We start from the raw sequence: 21,230 nt of genomic DNA on the forward strand, positions 1-21,230 counted from the left end.
ACGGAATGATTTCGTAGGTATATATAGTATTCTTCCATCAGCAATTTCCACACTCGATTCTTTCCTCTGCTATCATCCAGTCATAGTAGTCCGGAATGTGCGCCGTTGTAGGCAGGAAGATTTCTCTCATTTGCTCGTATTCGTTTTTATGATGACAGATTTCCTCTGATTCTTCAATGCCAGACTGTAACTCTTTTATGTCCTTTTGCAGTACTGTATTGCGCTTCAGGAATATTTCTTCCGAGCAAACGCCTCCATTGGTTATAGGGTCATTTCGTCCTGATGAATGTGATGACTCTACCTGCCCTTTTCGATGGTGTCGCATTGAGAAGGACATTTTTTGAGCTGTACCATCAGTGCAGTTCTGCCGAACAATTCGCCGGCTTCGTTTTTTATGGAACAATGTACAAAGAAGCGGCGGCATGGAACATTCTATTCCAGCCGCCGCTTCTTTTGCGCTTGCTTTGCCGTTGCTTTGCAGCGGCTTTTCCTGTATAGAGTTACTTCACGATCTCCGCACAGAAGCGCATCACCATAGTTGCCATTTGGGCGCGGGTGGTGCTGCCCTTGGGATCGAGAATCAGGCCGCTGCCATCGGCCGCGTCCTTGCCACCCACTACGCCGGAGCCGCAGGCCCACTGCATGGCGGGGATGGCGTATTCTGCCACGGTGGTCGCATCGCCGAAGGAGAGGATATTGGTGTACTCACCGACGCTCACATCGTAGCCCTTGCACTGGGCATAACGGAACAGTATCGTCACCATCTGCTCGCGGGTCAGCGTGCCGTTGGGACCAAACTTCCCGTTGCCGTAGCCACCGGCCACGCCTTCGGATTTCGCCCAGCGGACAGCCTCCGTATACCAGGCGTCTTCCGCCACATCGTCAAAGTCCAGTGCGTAATTGACCACGGGACTGCCGTTCAGACGCCACAGCATCACGATGAGCATGGAACGGGTGGTGGGCGCATCAGGCTTGAAGGTGTTGTCCCCATAGCCCACCATCAGCCCGTTTTCCAGGCAGAAGTGGACGCCGTCGTGATACCACGCCTTTGCATCCGCATCGGTGTAGGGCCAGATGGGGCAGGCGGTGTTCGCAGTGCAATCGCGGTAGTCCATGATGTATGTTTCTTCCTTGGTCGGCGGGGTAGGTCTGTTGCCCCCGGTAGAAGGAGCGGGCGGTGTGCGGACAGTGACTGCCGCTGCGTCAGCCTCGGCCAGCTTCACAGTCGTCGAATCCGCTTTCGGCTGCGTGACCGATACATGGTTCACATAGGTTCCGGCGGCCGCGTCGGGAAGTTTGACCGTAAACTCGACCGTACCGCCTGCGGGTACTGAAAAGTCCGCGGGATCAATGCCGGCAGGCGCCGTGATGGCAATCCCCTCCAGATCGTCGGTTAGCGTCAGCCCTTTGGCGTCATGGCTGCCGTTGTTTTCGACCGTAACCGTCCAGACCACATCGCTGCCTGCATACACCTCAATCTGCGCCGGGGTCTTGCTCACAGCGATACCCTCCGCCGCCTTGACGGTTAGCAGGCCGTCCACACGGGTGATGGCATAGTTTTCCGTCACATCCTGTCCGTCGCGCTTGATCACGACATCACCCACCGTATTGTCCACGCTGCCGATTTCTGTCAGGCTTCCGGTCGTCGTTGCTGTGAGTTCCTGTCCGCCCACAAGGCCCTCATGAGGCAGCGTCGATGTCGGCAGCGTGTAGGTGAACCCGCTTGTCAGCGCCGTGCCGTCGTAGAACTTCTCGCCGCTGTTCGCAGTAATCGTGATAGGGCGCTTCGTGATCTGAATGGTGACTGGATCACAGACCAGATCAACGTGTCCCGTCTGCGTTGCCTTGACGAGAACCGTCTTTTCCCCCTCTGCGGCGTTGGTCACACTCGGCGCCGTTTCACTCCAGTTTGTGCCGTTATTCGTAGAATATCGGATCGTGTAGCCCGTTGCTTCATTCGTCAGCGTTGCAGTTACTGCAAACGGCGTTCCGTCGTAGACCTTGGAGCCGCCGGACACCACCACCGCCGCACCGCTGATCACCGTGCTCTTAATGGTGAAGGTTCCCGGAACGAGTGTGACTTCATAGTTGCCGTTGGCCGTATAGCTTGCAGTCAGCACATCCTGATAGATGCCGACGCCGGAATCCGCCGGATTGGTTCTGGAATAGGTGATCGTGCCAAGGTCACCCGCGTTGACCAGGGATCCGCTTGTAATGCTGCCGGTAAAGGTCGGATCCGGTTCATGGTAGGACTTTTCCGCATTGTCCACCGTGATGGTGACCGGGCGCTTGGTGATGGTGATGGTCGCGCTGGCCGTGGCCGTCTTATAGTTCGGATTTTCCACCTTCACCCAGATGGTCTTCGCCTCCTGCACGTTGGTGCGCGTGGGCGGCGTCCCCGTCCATGTGGCGTTGTCCGTGCGGTAGGTCACCGTGTCGCCCTCCGTTGTACCGGTTACGGTGATCCCGTGGGCCTCGCCGTCATAGGGCGCGTTGTAATCCGTCGCCGTGATCGTGCGGGTGGCCTTGTTGATCGTCAGTTTGCCGGGAATGACCTGCAGCGTATACGCATAAACTCCGGAGCTATTCTTCACCGAAAAATCTCTGGCGCTCAGCGCCATCGTGTAGGTTCCAGCGTTAGTCTCGCTGGCGGTAACACAAGGTGCATTGCTGTCAGGCTCGGTCAAAGTGAGAAAGTCGGGCTTCGAGTTGCTCGTTGTGCCGTTCCAAGTATACGCAACGGAATAGCCGCTGACGCTGTGGGGGTTGCCGTCGTAGGTTACGGTTTCGCTGTTGCCCGTCACCGTGATCGCAACATTCTTTTTAAACCGCGCATAGTAAGTTTTAGTTTCGGTGATGGTATAGCTGATGGTCGCGCCGTCGTTGGTCAGCATGGAATCATCGACCGGAGTACCCTCAGCATTATACCAACCCACAAACTTGTAGCCCTCCCCTGCCCTCGCAGTGGAGCTGATCGGCGTGCCCACCGCATCGGCATAGGTGTAGCGGCCGAGGGTGCCGATCGTATCGTCAGTTGTTTCTTCCCATGCCCTGCTGTCCACATCCATGACCTGCCGTTTGTAGGTCTGCGTCACCGTGTTGGAAAAGCGGGCATAGCAGGTCTTGACGCTGTTTGTCGTTACCGCATAGCTGTAAATTGGGTTTGTGGTGATGAGCTTGCCATCCTCGCCGTACCAGCCCTCAAAGACATAGCCGGATGCCGGCGTGGCCTTGACAGTCACTTGTTCATTGCCCGCAGCGAAATAGGCCTTGCCGCCGTTGCTATTATAGGCATCGTTGTAATTCTCGTCAGAAGTATTCGTCACGCTGGTGATCTCCACCGTGCCGCCTTCGGCAGAAGCGACGTAGCCTTCGTCCGTGTGCTTCTGCGGCACAAAGGCCTGCCGCCAGCGCCACTGCGCCACCATGGTCAGGCCCTTGTGGAGATTGGCATAGGATGGGGTTGTTCCGCTGTTGTCCGTCGTCCAGGTCACACCGGTGACTCCGCTGGTAGCGTTCTGCTGAACCTGTTTGTTCAGCGTCACATAGCCGTTATAGATCTTGAAATACTGCGGCGCGCCTACACCATTGTTCCCACCCAGTACATAGTCGCACGCTAAGGTGTGCTCGGCAGGCAGGATCAGCGAACCCAACTTGTCCGCGTTCACCTGAACGACACCGGACGGAATAGTATCCACCGTATCGCCGGTCAGCTTCCAGCCCATGAATTTCCATCCATCATTCTGCCCTTCCGCCGCATGGGAGACATACGGCGCGATGAAGCTGTTCTCAATTGATATTCCTTCGCCGGAATTTGGCTTGAAGCTGTAGACGTTGTTGTCCGTCTCACCATTGCCTGTTTGTCTAACCACATAAGGCAGACCACCGTTGGGGTCATAGGTGATGGTCGGGTTCTTGATAAAGACAAAGTGCAGATCAACGCTTGACGTCAGGTTTCTCAGATAATAAGTGTAAGTGATATCGCCGTTAGTGCCTGTGGACTTGATCCACTTTCCGACCTTTTCTTCGTCAGTGGCAGATTCGCTGACTTCATTCCCGGCAAGCTGTAAGAAGTCGGTTTTCAAAGTGCCCGCGCCGTCGCGATAGGTGTAATAGAGTCCGACAAACTCGCAGCCCCCAGCAACGTCCGCCTGCTTGACGATCGCCTGTACGGTCAGTGTCTCGCCGTCTTTGATGTAAGTGGTCAGTCCGCCGGTGCTGCTGGCGTCGCCGCCGATGGCAGAGCCGTCGCTGCCTTTGATAACAGCGCTACCGTGGGTGGTAGAGCTTCCGGAGAAGGGATGGTAGAGCGTGAAATTGATGTTGTCCACGAAATTGCCGTAGGTCTTTGCCTTGTCAGCTGTCGTGATCGAATCCACATATCCCACGGACACAAAGCCGAACAGCGTCTTTGTTTGCCCCGCCGGAACAGTGTAGAGGTAATATTTGTTCAAATCCAGCCCGTTGCTCTGGGAACCGCTCGCATTCTCTTCGTCGTTTTCCCCATTGGAGCCAAAGTGGCTCCACGGGTTTTCCGTAACGCCGGTGCCGGCCTTGTTGCTTGATAGGATCCAGATATGCCATTCTTCGGTATAGATCGTGCTGGGCGTCAGGCTGAAGGCGTTGTTGCCCTGATTGTCAAGAAAGGAGCCATGCGTACCGAATTTTTTACTGTAAAGGGTATACTGCTGCGGTTCTGCGCCCGCTGCGATCCCGCTGATTGCATCTTTAATTTCGGGATTCGCATCAGAATTCAGCCAGTCTACCATCTGCATGAACTGGTCGCGCCCGTCCTTGCTGGGCTTGGAGGGGCGCTCACTTTGATTCGGCCCGATCACCAGAGCCATAATATCGGTGCCGTTGCGGGCGCCGTGATCCAGTCCCCATTCGTACACGCTGGAGTCGTAGGTGTCAACGATCTGGTAGAGCGTACTCTCCTCGTCGGCGTTCAGCTCCGCCGCATATGTCCCGTCCGTCGGCTTCAGCTCAACACCCGGTATATAGATACCGGTATTTTTTCGGAACAGCTCGATCTTGCCCTGGAACGCCGTGGTGTTCCAGGCAGGAACCGCGCTCTGATCCGGCTGGCTATAATCACCGCTCCAGCTCTGCCCCTCCTCGAAGCTGCCGTTGAGCAGATTCTTCTGGATGCTCTGGGTGCCTTCCGCGGCATAGGCCGTGCCACAGTACAGGCCTGCAGCAAGGGCAATCATCAAAAGAATGCTGAAAAGCACAGCGCCCAGTCTGTGCCACCACTGTTTTTTCTGTGTAGTTTCCATGAAAAGTTACTCCTTTGTTTCTCTCCTAAATTATTTTATCCATGCTCGTCCAAATCCAGGGCGAGAAACATTTGCTTTTTATCGTATAGCCGGCAAGGTACAACAAGCCGACAACAAATATGCGAAAAGCACTCTTGCAGAATGATGCGGTGATGCCCTTACTCTGCGTGTCCGTCCATTTCCCACAGGGCGCGGGTCGGGTCAAAGCCGGTCACGCCGGGCGTATCCACCTCCTTGGGTTATCCGCTGGATATTGAGAATGCTCCCCATACACAGGCTTTTCGCAGTCCGGGTACGCCATCCCGTAAGACCCCGCTCAGACTCTCCCGCAGCAGTTCTGCCCACCCAGATTCCCCATATCAAGCTGTAAGAAAACAGCATCCACACGGTTATTACGCACATCCTTTGGCGCTTGCAGCGGGTTGGTATGCTGGTAGATCACACTGCCGGGAAACGCTTCCAACAGCAGTCTGGTCAGCTCCGTAAGCCTTTCCCGGTTTTAATCCACTGCCATAAATGTTATTATATCACTTCCCATTCCCAAATGTCTACATTGTAATTTTAGCAATCCGAACGTTGCAGAACCGTTGCATATAGGCAAAAATAGGGCAGGAAATCAAAAAATTTCCTGCCCTGTTACGCGGTATTGTCCCTCAAGTTATCTGCTGCAGCGCGGCATTGGTGTATTCGCTCCAACCGTATTGGGCCATGTATTCCCCAAGATAGGCGTTTCCCATCTTTTTGCCGTCACACCAGTCGTAATAGTCGCAGCGGATGGCCTGGGGTACGATGCCCAATCTGCCCCGCTGCTGGGTGATGACATCTGCACACCCCGCCGCTTCCAGCGTGTCCAGCAGATCCTTCCGGAGACTGCGCAGATAAGCCTCATGGTTGTCGTCACCGAACAGATTGGTGATGATCTCGCCATTGGTGCAGAGGGCGCCCTTCCGGTCCGCCAGATAGGCCAGCAGCTCCTTCGTCTTGTGGTATTTGAACTCCAGGGGAATGCCGTCCAGGTAGACCTCAAAATTTCCGAAACACTGCACTTGAATGCGCTTCTCTTCCGGTACCGGGCGGCGCAGATTGTCCAGCTCTCTCTTCACCTTTTCCGCTGTGATGGGTTTCATCAGATAGCCGCTGGCGTGAAGGGCAAAGGCGCTGCCCTGGTAGCTGGAAAAGCCTGTGGCAAAGATGAGGTTGACGTCCGGATTGCGTAGCTTGAGCTGCTCGGCCAGCTCCACGCCGTTGATACCCGCCATCTCCACATCCAGAAAGGCCACGTCACAGCTATGATCCCGGAGGAACACCAGCACATCCTCGGCATAGGAAAAGCCGTGCAGCTCCGCGTTTGGGGCACAGGCGCGGATCGCGGCCATCAGCCCTTCCAGCGCCAGTTCTTCATCATCCAACGCGATGATCTTCATTTCTGCCCGCCTCCTTTTTCGGGATTGTGACCACAGCCGTGGTCCCATTGCCGGGGGCGCTGGTGATGGAAAGGGTCCCATTTACCATATTTTGTAGCCGCTCCCGCACATTCTTGATGCCGATATGCACCTTGCCGTCCTCCGGATACCGCTCGGGGTCAAACCCCACCCCGGTATCAATGACCATGACAAGGTACGCCTCCTCCGTCTCCCGGGTGGAGATGGTGACGGAGCCGCCGCCCCGTTTCTTGGTCACTCCGTGCTTCACGGCGTTTTCCACCAGAGGCTGCACCGTCAGCGGAGGCAGCATAAAGTTGACGATGTCAATATCGTAGATGATCTCCAGCGTCTTGAACCGGATCTTTTCCAGGGAGAGGTAGGCCTGGATATGCTGATACTCCTCTTCAAAGGGGATGGGCTCTTTCTGCTCAATGGATTTCATGTTGTTGCGCAGATAGTCGGAAAACTTGTCCACCGTCTCCTGGGCCAGCTTGGGATCCCGGTCACAGAGATGGTAGATGGAATTGAGCACATTATAGATGAAGTGGGGCTGCAGCTGGCTGAGGGTGATGGCGATGCGGCTGTCCTCCAGTTCCCGCTCCATCTGCTTTGCCTGTATGGATCCCCGGTGGTCGATCACGATATTCCTGACTACCCCCACCATATACAGCACGAACAGCAGGGCAAACACGGCCTTTGTGCAGGTGCCGTGGGAATAGATGCTCCGGCCCACGCCGGCAATGTCCAGCAAAACAGCAGACAGCAGGAATATATGAGAAAGCAGGACGATATGGTTTTTCTTTTTCTGATGATACCATTCCACAGCGGTACAGGCGATCAGCAGCGGACAGAGTACCATCTGCGAGACCGCCCAACAGAAACCCGTGTCGTAGATGACCGTAACGCCGATAAAAGACGACATAATCAGAGTGGCGTCCAGCAGGGCGGAGAGGAGCATGGCGGCATTCGCAGTTTTTCGCGGTATTCCCGTAAGGGTATCGCACACACTCAGACCCAGGCAATAGACGGCCAGCATCATACACAGCTGCCGGGCGTAGGTGTTGAATACGACCAGTTCACTGACAAAAGAGATCCCAATGGTGTCCAGTATCACAAAGCCGCCCATAAAAAAGGTCAGCAGACCGCACTTCCACAAGCTGCCGCCCATCGGGACACGCAGAAAGCAGGAGGCCAGCGCCGCGCCCAGCAGAATCAGCGCCGTGATGACGAGCACAATTCCCACGATCTGGAGGGGAGAGCTGTAGGGTTTCAGGAAGGATTCCAATATATAAGATGTGTTGGGGGAACCATAGAGCGTGTTCAGAAAGTCCCGGTATGCGCTGCTGTTGCCATGGCTGTGTGGGTTATGCAGACGGAACTCCACCTCGTCCTCTGTGGTAATGCCGGGAGACATAATATAGTTCCATCGGCTGCCGCACAAAGATGGCTCCAGGACAAGCCCCTTCTCTTCGTACTCTGATATGGTGTCAATGGACAGAAATTCACCATTGAGGTAGCTGGTGACGCCGATGTGGTTCTGGTAGTAGTAAAGCCGCCCTCCACCCATACTGTCATAACTGAGATGTCCCCGAAGAAACAGGTCTCCATTCAGAGCGTTCAAATCGGCATTGTCATTCAGCGGATACCATGTCTCTCCATCCCGGCTGTATTCCCCGGTAAAGGTCTGGAGCATCGGCTTGGACAGAGAGGACTGGTTGCTCTTCAGTATCATGGTAAGCAGGCAGGTGGCGGCAAGGAGGAATAAGATCAAGCTCACAAGCCAGTTGTATGTTCGTTTGCTTTTCATACAGAACTCCTTTTCAACCCAAGCAGGCTTCTTCAGAGAGCCGGCCTGCCGTTTCCGGCTGGCTACCCTTTCGTCATGGCAGGGTGTAGCGCACATTGTAACCATTAGTATAGCAGGAAAGAATCTATTTGGCACTTATTTTTTCAAGCGCCATCAACCGTATGTGTCTGAGAGCCCTCCAAGCGGCTTATCGCCCCTGTGCCCGGGTAGATCAAGATGATGGGCAGTCCTTTCCGCGCAGCCTTCTTGATTTTTCTTTGCAACAGTTACAACACCAATATCAGATTCATTATGACATTATGGAGTTTTTGTTTTATAGAACTCGGACAGTCACGATGTCCAAAGAATGTGCAGATGTTCATTTGTAACTCCTATTTTATATAGTGATTTGTCACTAATAATATACCATATTTCCGCGGGTTAGTGAAATATCGCTAATAGGAGCGCCTCCATTCGTTTATCATATCAATAGTGATAAATCGACCGGAGGCTTTCAAATGAACACCAGAGAAGCAATAGCCAATCGAATACGGCAGCTCTGTAAAGAACGCGGCATCACCCCAAATGGGCTGAGCAATCTCGCCGCAGTTCCGCAAGCTACGGTGAAAAGTATCCTTAACGGCGAAAGCCAGAACCCGGGGACGGTAACGATTAAAAAGCTATGTGATGGATTGGAGATCACATTGGGCGAATTCTTCTCCACTCCGGAATTTAATGAGTTGGAACAGGAAATAAAGTAACAGGCAACAGCAGATTGATTGAACTGCCGTTGCCTGTTTTATATTTGATGTAAAACAGCGACCACCGACTTTTAATAGCCGGCGGGCGCGATTGTTCCTATTTTCACGAAGTAAAACATTGCCCCACGCGTATTGCGTCGAACAAGGCCTTTCCTCAGCTACCCAGTCGTTTTCCGAGTTCAGTTATGTACTGGATTGCTCTTTCTTCAACTGTCAATGATTTCAATAGCGGGTCGCCTTCCCTTATTCTCATGGTGCGCCGAATCTCCTTTGGGATCACGACCCGTCCCAGATCGTCGATCCGGCGCACGATCCCTGTTGCTTTCATATTACAAATCCCTCCAGTGGCTCTGTATTTTGGTAAGCAAAACCTAGTATCCGCAGGAATTGTTGCGCTATGCAGGATTTTGCCTGGGTATGTTTTCCGAATCCGTACCCCAAATTCCAGACAAATCAAACTGCGCCTCAGGCCATGCACAGGCTGTTTTTATGCGCCCCCGGGGACAAAGTACCGCGTCCCGGCCCAAACGGTCCTTCCGGTCTTTTCACTCCAGCCTGTCGTTTTCGGGCAAGATAGACACTCAAACACTCCAGCTGCAGAAAAAATCCTGATTCTTCCGTTCTGACATATCAATTTGCCTCCTTTAGCACATTGCGAAGCGGGTAGAGGTCTACCGGGACTACAAACTGCACATTGATTTCAACATTGACTTTGAGCAGTTCAGCTGGGCATGGACATCATTGCCATCGCCACATAAAGCGAAAACCTCACTCCCGAAGGAGTGAGGTTTTCGTTCACAATCTCTTTGTGATGGTGGAGATAAGCGGGATCGAACCGCTGACCTCTTGAATGCCATTCAAGCGCTCTCCCAGCTGAGCTATACCCCCATATTTATTTTTCAGTGGATTTTCCATCCAGCACTCAAGTGCAGGTGTTATTATACCATATTTCTCTCTCTTGTCAACCCCTAAAATTTCTTTTCTTTCCGTGTTATAATAGAATCATACGCACAGGTTCTCGTTCGCCAAACTGTTGAAGCGAGGAGGTGTGCCGGGTCCGCCCGGCAACGAGCTATGGGATATTTTCCTTTTTTTATGGAGCTGGACGGTCAGCCGGGACTCATTGTCGGTGGGGGGACGGTGGCCCTGCGGAAGGTGCAGAAGCTGCTGCCCTACGGCCCCCGCCTCACGGTTGTCTCCCCCCATATTCTGCCGGAGCTGGAACAGGTCCCGGGTCTCATTCTATCCCGGCGTGAGTTTTCTCCCGACGATCTGGCGGGCGTCTTTTTTGCGGTCGCGGCCACCGACGACCAGGTCCTCAACCGCACAGTCTCCGCCCTTTGCCGGGCACGCAATATTCCGGTAAACGCAGTGGACGACCGGGATGCCTGCTCTTTTCTGTTCCCCGCCCTGGTCAAGCGCGGCGGTCTGTCTGTGGGGATTTCTACCAGCGGCGCCAGCCCTACCGCCGCCATCTGGCTGAAGGAGCAGATAAACGCACTCCTCCCGGAGCGTTTTGACCGTATTCTCGACTGGCTGGAAGAGCAGCGCCCCCGCTTGAAATCTCTCATCCCCGGGGAAGTCCAGCGTTCCCGCCTGTTTGCCGCGTTATTCACCGCCTGTCTGGATCAGGGCAGACCGCTGACCGAAGCGGAATTTTTGGAACTGCTGCAGGAGGAGGGATTGAAATGACTGCCGGATGCGTCTATCTTATTGGCGCGGGCTGCGGCCCCGCGGACCTCATCACCTTGCGTGGAATGGAGCGTCTGGGCCGCTGTGACGCCGTGGTCTATGATGACCTAATCGACTCTAAGCTGCTGGAATTGGCCCCACCCAAGGCGCAGCGCATCTATATGGGCAAACGGCAGGGGCGGCACTCCGCCCCTCAGTCTGAGATCAACGAGACACTGATCTCCCTCGCCCGTGAGGGCAAGCGGGTGGCCCGTCTCAAGGGCGGAGACCCCTTTGTCTTCGGCCGGGGCGGCGAGGAGATCTTGGCCCTTCAGGCCGCCGGCATCTCCTATGAGGAGATTCCCGGCATCTCCTCCGCCATTGCGATCCCCGCCCTGGCCGGCATCCCCGTCACTCACCGTGGGATCAGTCAGAGCGTTCACATCGTCACCGGACACACCGCCCGCACCCCTGACAGTCTGCCGGACCAGTTGGGGCAGCTGGCCAAGCTGGATGGGACTCTGGTTTTTCTCATGGGGCTGAGCCAGCTCTCCAAACTGGCAGACGGGCTGATGGCAGCCGGGAAAGCGCCCTCCACCCCGGCGGCGGTCATCTCCGGCGGAAACGCCCCCCATCCCGCCACGGTGCGGGGCACGCTGGATTCCATTACCCAACTTGCCCGTGAAGTGCAGCCCCCTGCCGTCATCGTGGTGGGACCGGTGGCGGCCATGGACCTGTCCCCCACCCTGTCCGGCCCTCTTGGGGGAATACGGGTGGGGATCACCGGGACCGCCGCTGTCACCGGGCGGCTGGAAGCGGCATTAACCGATCTGGGCGCCGCGGTGGTCCAGGCCGAACGCACCCTGCTGCGGACATTGGAACCGGACCTCTCTTTCCTGCGCGACGAACACCAGCGTTGGCTGGTCTTTACCAGCGCCAACGGGGTAGAGCTGTTCTTCCGGCTTCTGTGGGAACAGCAAGTGGACCTGCGCCGGCTCCATCCCTGTAAATTCGCCGTGATCGGTGCTGCCACCGGGGCCGCTCTGGCACGGCACGGCTTCCAGGCCGACCTGTGCCCGCCGGAATACACCAGCCGGGGGTTGGGCCTGGCGCTGCGGAAGCAAGCAAAACCGGAGGAAGAATTGCTCCTCCTCCGGTCTTTCCAGGGTTCTCCCGTCCTTCCCGCCCTGCTGCGGGAGCAGGATCTCGACGTTCGGGAAATCCCTCTTTACGATTTACAGTCAGACCCCGACCTGACTTCCTGCGATCTCTCCCAGCTGGATTACCTCACCTTCTCCAGCGCCAGCGGCGTAGAGCTGTTCTTTCGGCGGTATGGCAGGGTCCCCTCCCAGGTCAAATGCGTCTGTATTGGGGGAATCACGGCACAGGCGCTGCTGGACCGGGGCGGCCCCGTCCCCCTGGTCCCCATGGACACCTCCGTGCAGGGAATGGTCCGGGCCATCCTGGCTGACCGCGCTTAGCGCTCCGGATACAGAATATCCGCCAGATTTTGGTATGCCTCCCCCCAGCGGGCGTTGGGCTTCAGATTATACAGCTGGTGGTCCATCACATGATAGCGCCCCTCCTTCACGGCGGTGAGGCTCTGCCAGGCCGGGTCCGATAAAAGAGTCCGGTCCAGCGTCTCCTGGGCGGCGGTGGGGTCCGCTCCCTGGAGAACCACAAAAATGAACCGGGGATCGGCATCCAAGATAGCCTCCATGCTCAGTTCCTCCAGCAGGCCGGTCTCGCTGTCCGCCACGTTGACACAGTCCAGATCGGCCAGCATCTCCCCCAGCACACTGTCCTGGCTGTTTTTCACCTTGCAGCTGGAGCCCGTGGCCCGCACATAGAGCACCGTGGGCCGACTGCCATCCGCCCGGTCAATGGCCGCCTGACGCTGCTCCTCCAGGTCCTGGCCGTATTTCACATAGTTCTCCCGCTGACCGGTGATCTGGGTACAGACGTCCAGCATCCGGAGGTAATCGCCAAAATCGGCCACCTTAAAATAGGCCACGTTGAGGCCGCTGCCCTCCAGCGCCTCCAACAGGTCGACCTGGGCCCCGGTGTTGGCGCTGGCCAGGACCAGATCGGGCTGCGAGGCCAGCAGAAGCTCTAAATTGGGCTCCTTGATCTCGCCCAGGTCGGCCACTGTCTGGTCCAGTCCCAGGTCGAAGCTGGTCCAGGTATCGTGGGCCGCCGCCACCAACGTCTCTTTTCCGCCTGCCAGACACCAGATGTCCGCAAAGCTGCCGATCAGCGCGGCCACTCGCTTCGGCTCGTCCACCGTCACGGCACGGCCCAGATCGTCGGTAAACGTCACCCCCTTTTCCGCCGCAGTGGGCTCACTTTTCGCGGTTCCCCCGCAGCCTGCCAGCAAAAATGCCGTCAATATAAAACACAACAACTTTCGCATTCTGTTCTCCTCCTTTTCCACTTCCAACCGGCTCCCTTGTAGTTTATCCTGCTGATCGGATTTCTAACGTCAGCGCACGGCACAACCTGCCGCATTCTTATTCCTCTGCTTTAGAAAAAGAAAAGAAAAACCTGTAACTTTTCAGTTACAGGTTTTCTTGGTGGAGATAAGCGGGATCGAACCGCTGACCTCTTGAATGCCATTCAAGCGCTCTCCCAGCTGAGCTATACCCCCATTTTGTTGCCGAGCCGAAACTGCCGTGTCGTTCAGCGCAAGTAATATCTTATCAGATATTGTCGAGTTTGTCAATCCCAAATTTTAATTTTTTCATTTTTGTTTTCCGTTTGAAAAAACCGCCGCAGCTTTCGCTGCGGCGGTTTACGGCTTAGTAGAACTTCTTGCGGTTCTTGCGGGCAGCCTCAGACTTCTTGCGGCGCTTGACGCTGGGGCTCTCGTAATGCTCACGCTTACGGACCTCGGCCAGCACGCCGGACTTGGCGCAGCTGCGCTTGAAGCGCTTCAGGGCGCTCTCCAGAGACTCGTTCTCTCTGACACGGACTTCAGACATTTATATTTCCCTCCCTCCGGCGCGGCGGGGCGTCCCCTGCCACGTAAGGGCCATATTTATGGCTTTAACAGTGATATTATATTCATTTTTCGCCGCTCTGTCAAGAGGAGATTTATGAACGGGGTGTAAATTACGCCTGGGGCTTGAAGATCAGGCTCACCAGCTTGCCCTTGACCACGATAGACTTCACCAGCTTCATGCCCTCCGCCAGCTTGGCCACCTTGGGATCGGCCAGGGCGGCAGCTTTCCCCACGGAGCTTTCGCTCCGCGGGGACCCCTTTACTTTCAAATGCTCGAGCGAAGTGAATTCGCCCTGCGCAATTCTCCGCTTCGCTCCGAATTTACGCGCCACCCGGCGCGCCGCGCTTTCGCGCGGTCGTGGCCGCCGTTACGCCTGGGGCTTGAAGATCAGGCTCACCAGTTTCCCCTTGACCACGATGGACTTCACCAGCTTCATGCCCTCCGCCAGCTTGGCCACCTTGGGATCGGCCAGGGCGGCGGCCACGATGTCCTCGTCGGAGGCGTCGGCGGGCACCACGATGTTGGCCTTTACCTTGCCGCTGACCTGGACGGCCATCTGGACGGTGGCGGTGACGGTCTTGGACTCGTCATAATCGGGCCAGGGCTGGAGGCAGACCTGACCGCCGTAACCGGCCATCTCCCACAGCTCCTCACACATGTGGGGTGCGAAGGGGGACAGCATCAGCAGCAGGGCTTTCATATCCCCCCGGCTAGCGCCGTTGGCATAGAAGTCGTTGACCAGGGCCATCAGCGCGGCAATGGCGGTGTTGAACTTCATGGCCTCAATGTCCTCGGATACCTTCTTAATAGCCTTGTGGACGGCCACCTCGTTGACCTTGGAATACTCATCGCCCACGTGCTCCTGCTCGGTAGCCAGGTTCCAGACCCGGTCCAGGAACCGCTTGCAGCCCTTGACGGCATTGGCGGACCAGGCGGCGGCCTTCTCAAAGTCGCCGATAAACATGATATAGGTGCGCATGGTATCGGCGCCGTACTGCTCGATAATGTCGTTGGGGTTGACCACGTTGCCGCGGCTCTTGGACATCTTCTCGCCGCCCTCGCCCAGGATCATGCCGTGGGAGGTGCGCTTCTGGTAGGGCTCCTTGGTGGGCACCACGCCGATGTCGTAGAGGAACTTGTGCCAGAACCGGCTGTACAGCAGGTGGAGAGTGGTGTGCTCCATGCCGCCGTTGTACCAGTCCACGGGGGACCAGTACTCCAGCGCCTCCTTGGAGGCCAGCTCCTTGTCGTTGTGGGGGTCCATATACCGCAGGAAGTACCAGGAGGAACCCGCCCACTGGGGCATGGTGTCGGTCTCACGCTTGGCGGGGCCGCCGCAGCAGGGGCAGGTGGTGTTCACCCAATCGGTCATCTTGGAGATGGGGGACTCGCCGTCGTCGGTGGGCTCGTAGCTCTCCACCTCGGGCAGCAGCAGGGGCAGCTGGTCCTCGGGGATGGGCTGCCAGCCGCACTTGTCACACCAGACCATGGGGATGGGCTCGCCCCAGTAGCGCTGGCGGGAGAACACCCAGTCGCGCAGCTTGTAGTTGACCTTGGCATGGCCGATGCCCTTCTCCTCCAGCCACTTGGTGATGACGGGGATGGCGTCCTTGACGGTCAGGCCGTTGAGGAAGTCGGAATTGACCATGATGCCGGTATCGTCCTTGGCGGTAAAGGCGGCCTGCTGCACGTCCTCGCCGCCGGAGACCACCTCGATGATCTCACAGCCGAACTTCTTGGCGAACTCCCAGTCGCGGTCATCGTGGGCGGGAACGGCCATGATGGCGCCGGTGCCGTAGGTGGCCAGGACGTAGTCGGAGATGAAGATGGGGATCTCCTTGCCGTTGACGGGGTTGACGCCCCGGACGCCGTCCAGGCACACGCCGGTCTTTTCCTTGTTCAGCTCGGTGCGCTCCAGGTCGGACTTGGAGGCGGCAGCCTTCTGGTAGGCCACCACATCATCGGCGTTGGCCAGCTTACCGCTCTCCAGCCACTTGCGGATGAGCTCATGCTCAGGGGACAGCACCATATAAGTGGCGCCGAACAGGGTGTCAGGACGGGTGGTGTACACCACGATGTCCTCGCCGGTGGTGGCCTTGAAGGTGACCTCGGCGCCGGTGGACCGGCCGATCCAGTTCTTCTGCTGGATCTTCACCCGCTCGATGAAGTCCAAATCGTCCAGGTCATCAATGAGCCGCTGGGCGTAGGCGGTGATCTTCAGCATCCACTGGCTCTTCTCCTTGCGGATGACGGGAGAGCCGCAGCGCTCACACACGCCCTCTACCACTTCCTCGTTGGCCAGGACGCACTTGCAGGAGGTGCACCAGTTGACAGGCATGGTGGTCTTATAGGCCAGACCCTTCTTCCACAGCTGGAGGAAGATCCACTGGGTCCACTTGTAGTAGCTGGGGTCAGTGGTGTTGACCACCCGGTCCCAATCGAAGGAGTAGCCCAGCATCTCCAGCTGCTTAGTGAAATTGGCGATGTTGTCGTGGGTCACCTTGGCGGGGTGGATGTGGTTCTTGATGGCAAAGTTCTCCGTGGGCAGGCCGAAGGCGTCGAAGCCGATGGGGAACAGCACGTTATAGCCGTCCATCCGCTTCTTCCGGGCCACCACATCCATGGCGGTGTAGGGCCGGGCATGGCCCACGTGCAGGCCGTTTCCGGAGGGATAGGGGAACTCCACCAGGCCGTAGAACTTGGGCTTGCTGGTGTCGCCGGTCTGACAGGCGAAGGTCTTTTCTTCCTTCCACTTAGTCTGCCACTTTTTCTCAATCGCGGTAAAATCGTACTTCAAATCTATCACGCTCTCCTGTATTGTTTGGCCGGAAACCGGCTCATATTTGAAACGATTCCGTAATATTATACCGGAAGGGGCCTCTGATTGCAAGGGCTGAGGCGGAAAAATACGGCTATTTTGCGGAAAACGGCCTCGTTTTTTCAGTGTTCAAATACCATCCGGCGGACCGAACAGATCCTCCTCTGTCAGCTCAATGGGACCGTTTTCCCGTTCATAGCGCGCAATTTCTTTTTTGACCAGATATTCGATCATATTGGTCATGGAACGTTCCTCTTCCATTGCGATTTTCTTCAGCTTTGCGTGGCTTTCCAGGCTCAGCCGCAGCGTGAACTGTGTTTTGATCACTGCCATGATACCATCTCCTTATGGAAATATGGTATCAATATTGTCTCAATTTGTATGGTGTCCTATTGACACCATATTGGTGTCTTATTAAAATCAAACATGAAAATGCCATTAAATTTCCGTAAAGCCGTTGACCCTATCTTTTGGAATGATTATAATGCTTTTATAGGAAAGGAACATGGTTTTGCTTCAAAAATCAATAAGGAGTTGTATGTATGAAAAAGCTGTTCCGCACACTGCTCTGCGGCGCTGTACTGACACTCTCTCTGAGCGTCTCCGCTTTCGCCGCCGAGAGCGACCTGCTCATCAGCCCCGCCCCCAGCTTTCTCCCCGAGCAGCTGGAAAACTGTTCCATGCTGGTCAACGGAGAGCCTGCCGTCTTCACCGACGCGGTGCCGAAGCTCCGGGACGGCCGTCCCTCCGTTCCTTACATCGCCCTGCTCCAGAATCTGGGCTTCGCGGCAGAGGACATGACCTGGGACAGCGCCACTGAAACCGTCACCGCCACCAAGGGAGACACCACCGTCTCCCTCACCATCGGTAAGAACCAGATCACCCTGACCAAGGGCGGCGAGACCACTGTAGTTGAGACCGACGTGACCCCCTATGTGGACACCTCCGTCTACCGCACCTACGTCTCCCCCGATTTTGCGGCCGAGGTTCTGGGCTGCCGCGTGGGCTGGGACGCCTACCAAAACACCGTCATCATCGATGACGTGGACGCCATCCTGGCCGCCAATGATGAGACCTACACCCTGATGGACAAATACCTGGCCTACAGCAAGCGCTTCATGGATCAGAACCAGAAGGTCACCGGCGGATATGCCTTCGACATGAATATGAACGCCGCCGGCGAGGATTCCACCATGGACATGGGCTTCACTGTGGACGGTGACTACAGCATGGTGATATCCGGTTCCACTGCCTTCCAGTTCGACACCGACATGACCATGGACATGAGCATGCTGATGGACGGTCAGGACCTCACCGCCGCCATGGCCGGGCAAGAGGGTATGCCCCAGTTCCCCCTGAGCATTGACTTTGAGATGCGTGGCGATATGACCGACGGCATCTTCTATTTCCAGTCTGCCGCTCTGGCCCAGCTCATGGAACAGCCCGACATGGCCAACGCCTGGTTCAAGCTGGACATGGGCGCCATGTTCGACCAGATGAGCGATGTGCTGGGTATGGATTACGCCTCCCTGATACAGCTGTCCACCAACTCCCTGAACGCCAGCTTTGAGGAGACCCTGGCCGCCATGCTGAAGGTCATGCCCCTCACCAGCGCCGACCTGACCACCTCCGACTATCTGGCCCAGCTCAACGCCCTGCTGGGTGACAGCGCCTTCCGGAAGTCCGGCTCCAGCTACGTGAGCACCCTGGAACAAGACGGCGTGGTCATGACCTTCGTCCTGTATACCAGCGGCTCCCAGATCAACGGCTATGAAGTCACCATGGCCGCCCTGGACCCCGACGCCGCCATGGAGATGAACGTCACCATGAAGGACAAGACGCTGGAAATGGATCTGAGCATGGAGATGGTTATGGGTGACATGTTCTCCCTCAACATGTACATGAATATGGACGGAACCTACCAATCCACCAAGCTCAAGCCTGTCACCGCTCCCCCCACCGGCGCCGTTGTGGTCGATCTGACCCAGATGCTGGCCGGTCTGGAATAATGTTCAAGAAATCACAGAGAAACAAGCGCCGCCGCCCGGTTGGGCGGCGGCGCTTCTTTCTCTTCTTTTGTTCTGCATTTACATCGCCAGCAGCTGGATCTTGCCGTCCTCGGCCACGGCCTTCAGCTGGGAGATGGGATGGGCGTAGCCCTCGATGAGCCGGACGGCGATGGCGTCCTCCAGCTCCTTCTGGATGAGCCGGCGCAGGTTCCGGGCGCCGTAGGCGGCGGAGTAGGACTTCTGGACCAGGTAGTCCAGCAGGGAATCCTCCCAGGAGAAGGTGATGCCCTTGTCCGCCAGCGCCCCGGCCAGTTCCTTGAGCATCAGCACGGCGATCCCCTTGAAGTTGTCCTCGGTGAGCTGGTTAAAGTAGACGATCTCGTCCACCCGGTTGATAAACTCGGGGCGCAGGAATTCGTTGAGGGCCTTCAGGGCCCGCTCTTTCCCCTGCTCATTGGCGGTGCGGCCAAAGCCCACGGAGCCGACCTTGGTGTTGCTGCCGGCGTTGGTGGTCATGACGATGACGGTGTTCTCAAAGTTCACGGTCCGGCCGTGGGCGTCGGTAATGCGGCCATCGTCCAGGATCTGGAGCAGAATGTTCAGCACATCGGGATGGGCCTTCTCGATCTCGTCAAACAGCACCACGGAATAGGGCTTCCGCCGGATCTTCTCGGTGAGCTGCCCCGCCTCGTCATAGCCCACATAGCCCGGAGGAGAGCCGATGATCCGGGAGACGGCGTGTTTCTCCATAAACTCGGACATATCCAGGCGGATGAGGGATTCAGGGGTGTCAAACAGATCCGCGGCCAGCTGCTTCACCAATTCGGTCTTGCCAACGCCGGTGGAGCCCACGAAGATGAAGGAGACCGGTTTGTGCTTGGGGGAGATCCCCACCCGGCCACGGCGGACGGCGGCGGCCACGGCGGCCACAGCCTCGTCCTGGCCGATAATATGTCCCTTGAGCCGCTCCTCCAGCTGGGCCAAACGCTGGAACTCCTGCTCCTGGATGCGGCTGGCGGGGATATTGGTCCACAGTTCGATCACATTGGCCAGATGCTCCTGGGTCAGAGCGGGCTGCTCCTTCTCCTCCAGGCCCTGCTGCTCCGCCTCCAGGCGCAGCTCCATGCTCCGGATGGAGGCCAGACGCTGGTAGGACTCGTCGGTGGCGGCGGCCATCATGACCTCTCTCTCCTTGGCCAGATCGGCCAGTTCCTTTTTCACCTCGGCCAGACGGGCCAGGTATTTGTTGTTCAGGTTCACATTGGAACAGGCCTCGTCAATGAGGTCGATGGCCTTGTCCGGGAGATAGCGGTCAGTGATATACCGCTCGCTCATGACAACGGCCTGGCGGCACATCTCCTGGGAGACAGTCACCTGGTGGTAGGCCTCGTAGTAGGGGGCGATGCCCTCCAGGATCTTCACGCTGTCCTCAATGGAGGGCTCCTCCACGATGACGGGCTGGAATCGCCGCTCCAGGGCGGTGTCCTTTTCGATGTGCTTCCGGTACTCGTTGAGGGTGGTGGCGCCGATGACCTGGAGTTCGCCCCGGGAGAGGGCAGGCTTCAGGATATTGGCGGCGTTCATGGAGCCCTCGGCATCGCCGGCGCCCACAATATTGTGGACCTCGTCGATGACCAGAATGATGTTGCCCAGCTTCCGGATCTCCTCGATCAGGCCCTTCATCCGGCTCTCAAACTGCCCGCGGAACTGGGTACCCGCCACCAGGGCGGTCAGGTCCAGGAGGTAGACCTCCTTGTCCAGCAGCTTATAGGGCACTTCGCCCTGGACGATCTTCTGGGCCAGACCCTCGGCAATGGCGGTCTTGCCCACGCCGGGCTCACCGATGAGGCAGGGGTTGTTTTTCTGCCGGCGGTTCAGAATCTGGATGACCCGCAGCACCTCCCGCTCCCGGCCGATCAGTTTATCCAGCTTTCCCTCTTTGGCCTTCCGGGTCAGAGAGATACAGTAGCTGTCCAAAAACTTCCGCTTGGGCTGCTTGGGGGAGCCGTTCTTTTCCGGCCGCGGCGGTGTGCTTCCATCGCCGGAAGCGGGCTGCTGGGGGGCGGCAGGCGCACCTCCGCCGAACAGCTGGTTCAGGAAGGGGAAGGTGGCGGTACGGCCATCGTCCTCCTCGCCGTCGTCGGTGGGCTGATTCATCAGCCCCTCCATCCCCTCGGCCCCGCCGAAGGCGGACATCATCTCATTGGTCAGATTATCCAGGTCCTCGTCGGTGATGCCCATTTTCTTCATCATATCATCAATGGGCTTAATGCCCAGCTCTCTGGCACATTTCAGGCACAGCCCCTCATTTTTCGAGGTGCCGTTTTCCAGCTTGGTGATAAAGATCACAGCCACATTTTTTCCGCAGCGGCTGCACATAGTAGGCTGCATAAGCGTGCGCTCCTTTCCGGGAAAACTCCATTTGGGGATGATGATACACCCCAATTATGAACTGGTCATGAATATTGCTCTGTAAAGTT

At 56.9% G+C, this 21,230-nt stretch carries 13 protein-coding genes, 2 tRNA genes and 1 pseudogene; 4 read left to right on the forward strand and 12 right to left on the reverse strand.

Annotated elements, in window-relative coordinates; all coding sequences use genetic code 11:
- Positions 1 to 500: 500 nt before the first annotated feature.
- The 3 genes from I6E42_RS00585 to I6E42_RS00595 all read right to left on the reverse strand — a co-directional run bounded on the left by I6E42_RS00585 (position 501) and on the right by I6E42_RS00595 (position 8,510).
- Positions 501 to 5,279, reverse strand: coding sequence for an S-layer homology domain-containing protein (locus I6E42_RS00585; RefSeq protein ID WP_235369751.1), 4,779 nt, complete (start codon positions 5,277 to 5,279; stop codon positions 501 to 503).
- Positions 5,280 to 5,932: 653 nt separating this feature from the next.
- Complete coding sequence (locus I6E42_RS00590; protein WP_235369752.1) at positions 5,933 to 6,703, reverse strand: response regulator; 771 nt, start codon at positions 6,701 to 6,703, stop codon at positions 5,933 to 5,935.
- Positions 6,681 to 8,510 carry a sensor histidine kinase gene (locus tag I6E42_RS00595; RefSeq protein WP_235369753.1) on the reverse strand — a complete coding sequence of 610 codons (1,830 nt, stop codon included), beginning with the start codon at positions 8,508 to 8,510 and terminating at the stop codon, positions 6,681 to 6,683. Before I6E42_RS00595 ends, I6E42_RS00590 begins: the two co-directional genes overlap by 23 nt.
- Positions 8,511 to 9,007: 497 nt before the next feature.
- On the opposite strand from I6E42_RS00595, the gene I6E42_RS00600 reads away from it, so the two are divergent.
- Entirely contained in the window at positions 9,008 to 9,250 is a 243-nt protein-coding gene (locus tag I6E42_RS00600) for a helix-turn-helix domain-containing protein (RefSeq protein WP_235369754.1), read from the forward strand.
- Positions 9,251 to 9,476: 226 nt separating this feature from the next.
- Here the strand turns inward: I6E42_RS00600 and I6E42_RS00605 are convergent.
- A pseudogene (locus I6E42_RS00605) lies at positions 9,477 to 9,578 on the reverse strand (AbrB/MazE/SpoVT family DNA-binding domain-containing protein); the annotation flags it as partial.
- A 484-nt stretch (positions 9,579 to 10,062) separates the two neighbouring features.
- A tRNA-Ala gene (locus tag I6E42_RS00610) sits at positions 10,063 to 10,138 on the reverse strand.
- Positions 10,139 to 10,345: 207 nt separating this feature from the next.
- Between I6E42_RS00610 and I6E42_RS00615 the strand changes: the two genes are divergently transcribed.
- On the forward strand, positions 10,346 to 10,942 hold the full coding sequence (locus I6E42_RS00615; RefSeq protein WP_235369755.1) for a precorrin-2 dehydrogenase/sirohydrochlorin ferrochelatase family protein: 597 nt from the start codon (positions 10,346 to 10,348) through the stop codon (positions 10,940 to 10,942).
- Complete coding sequence (cobA, locus tag I6E42_RS00620) at positions 10,939 to 12,402, forward strand: uroporphyrinogen-III C-methyltransferase (protein ID WP_235369757.1); 1,464 nt, start codon at positions 10,939 to 10,941, stop codon at positions 12,400 to 12,402. Before I6E42_RS00615 ends, cobA begins: the two co-directional genes overlap by 4 nt.
- On the opposite strand, the gene I6E42_RS00625 is transcribed toward cobA, so the two are convergent.
- The 6 genes from I6E42_RS00625 to I6E42_RS00645 all read right to left on the reverse strand — a co-directional run bounded on the left by I6E42_RS00625 (position 12,399) and on the right by I6E42_RS00645 (position 17,074).
- Positions 12,399 to 13,334 carry an ABC transporter substrate-binding protein gene (locus tag I6E42_RS00625; RefSeq protein WP_235369758.1) on the reverse strand — a complete coding sequence of 312 codons (936 nt, stop codon included), beginning with the start codon at positions 13,332 to 13,334 and terminating at the stop codon, positions 12,399 to 12,401. The two genes, cobA and I6E42_RS00625, sit on opposite strands and share 4 nt — an antisense overlap.
- A gap of 158 nt (positions 13,335 to 13,492) precedes the next feature.
- Positions 13,493 to 13,568, reverse strand: a tRNA-Ala gene (locus I6E42_RS00630).
- A 151-nt stretch (positions 13,569 to 13,719) separates the two neighbouring features.
- Positions 13,720 to 13,902 (reverse strand): 30S ribosomal protein S21, encoded by a 183-nt coding sequence (rpsU, locus tag I6E42_RS00635; RefSeq protein WP_023348912.1) that lies wholly within the window; start codon positions 13,900 to 13,902, stop codon positions 13,720 to 13,722.
- Positions 13,903 to 14,032: 130 nt separating this feature from the next.
- Positions 14,033 to 14,155: a hypothetical protein gene (locus tag I6E42_RS12660; RefSeq protein ID WP_268841822.1), complete on the reverse strand. Its 123-nt coding sequence runs from the start codon at positions 14,153 to 14,155 to the stop codon at positions 14,033 to 14,035.
- A 135-nt stretch (positions 14,156 to 14,290) separates the two neighbouring features.
- Positions 14,291 to 16,720 carry a leucine--tRNA ligase gene (gene leuS / locus I6E42_RS00640; protein ID WP_235369760.1) on the reverse strand — a complete coding sequence of 810 codons (2,430 nt, stop codon included), beginning with the start codon at positions 16,718 to 16,720 and terminating at the stop codon, positions 14,291 to 14,293.
- Positions 16,721 to 16,870: 150 nt separating this feature from the next.
- The gene (locus I6E42_RS00645) at positions 16,871 to 17,074 is read right to left on the reverse strand and encodes a hypothetical protein (RefSeq protein ID WP_235369762.1); all 204 of its coding nucleotides are present in this window, start codon (positions 17,072 to 17,074) and stop codon (positions 16,871 to 16,873) included.
- Between the two features lie 209 nt (positions 17,075 to 17,283).
- Here I6E42_RS00645 and I6E42_RS00650 point away from each other — a divergent pair, with 209 nt between their 5' ends.
- On the forward strand, positions 17,284 to 18,750 hold the full coding sequence (locus I6E42_RS00650) for a copper amine oxidase N-terminal domain-containing protein (RefSeq protein WP_235369768.1): 1,467 nt from the start codon (positions 17,284 to 17,286) through the stop codon (positions 18,748 to 18,750).
- A gap of 78 nt (positions 18,751 to 18,828) precedes the next feature.
- Here I6E42_RS00650 and I6E42_RS00655 read toward each other — a convergent pair whose 3' ends face one another.
- Complete coding sequence (locus I6E42_RS00655) at positions 18,829 to 21,141, reverse strand: ATP-dependent Clp protease ATP-binding subunit (RefSeq protein WP_235369770.1); 2,313 nt, start codon at positions 21,139 to 21,141, stop codon at positions 18,829 to 18,831.
- Positions 21,142 to 21,230: the final 89 nt, after the last annotated feature.

Origin of the sequence: Pseudoflavonifractor phocaeensis, from assembly GCF_021531815.1 — a bacterium.
In the GTDB taxonomy this organism is placed as follows: Bacteria; Bacillota; Clostridia; order Oscillospirales; family Oscillospiraceae; genus Lawsonibacter; species Lawsonibacter phocaeensis_A.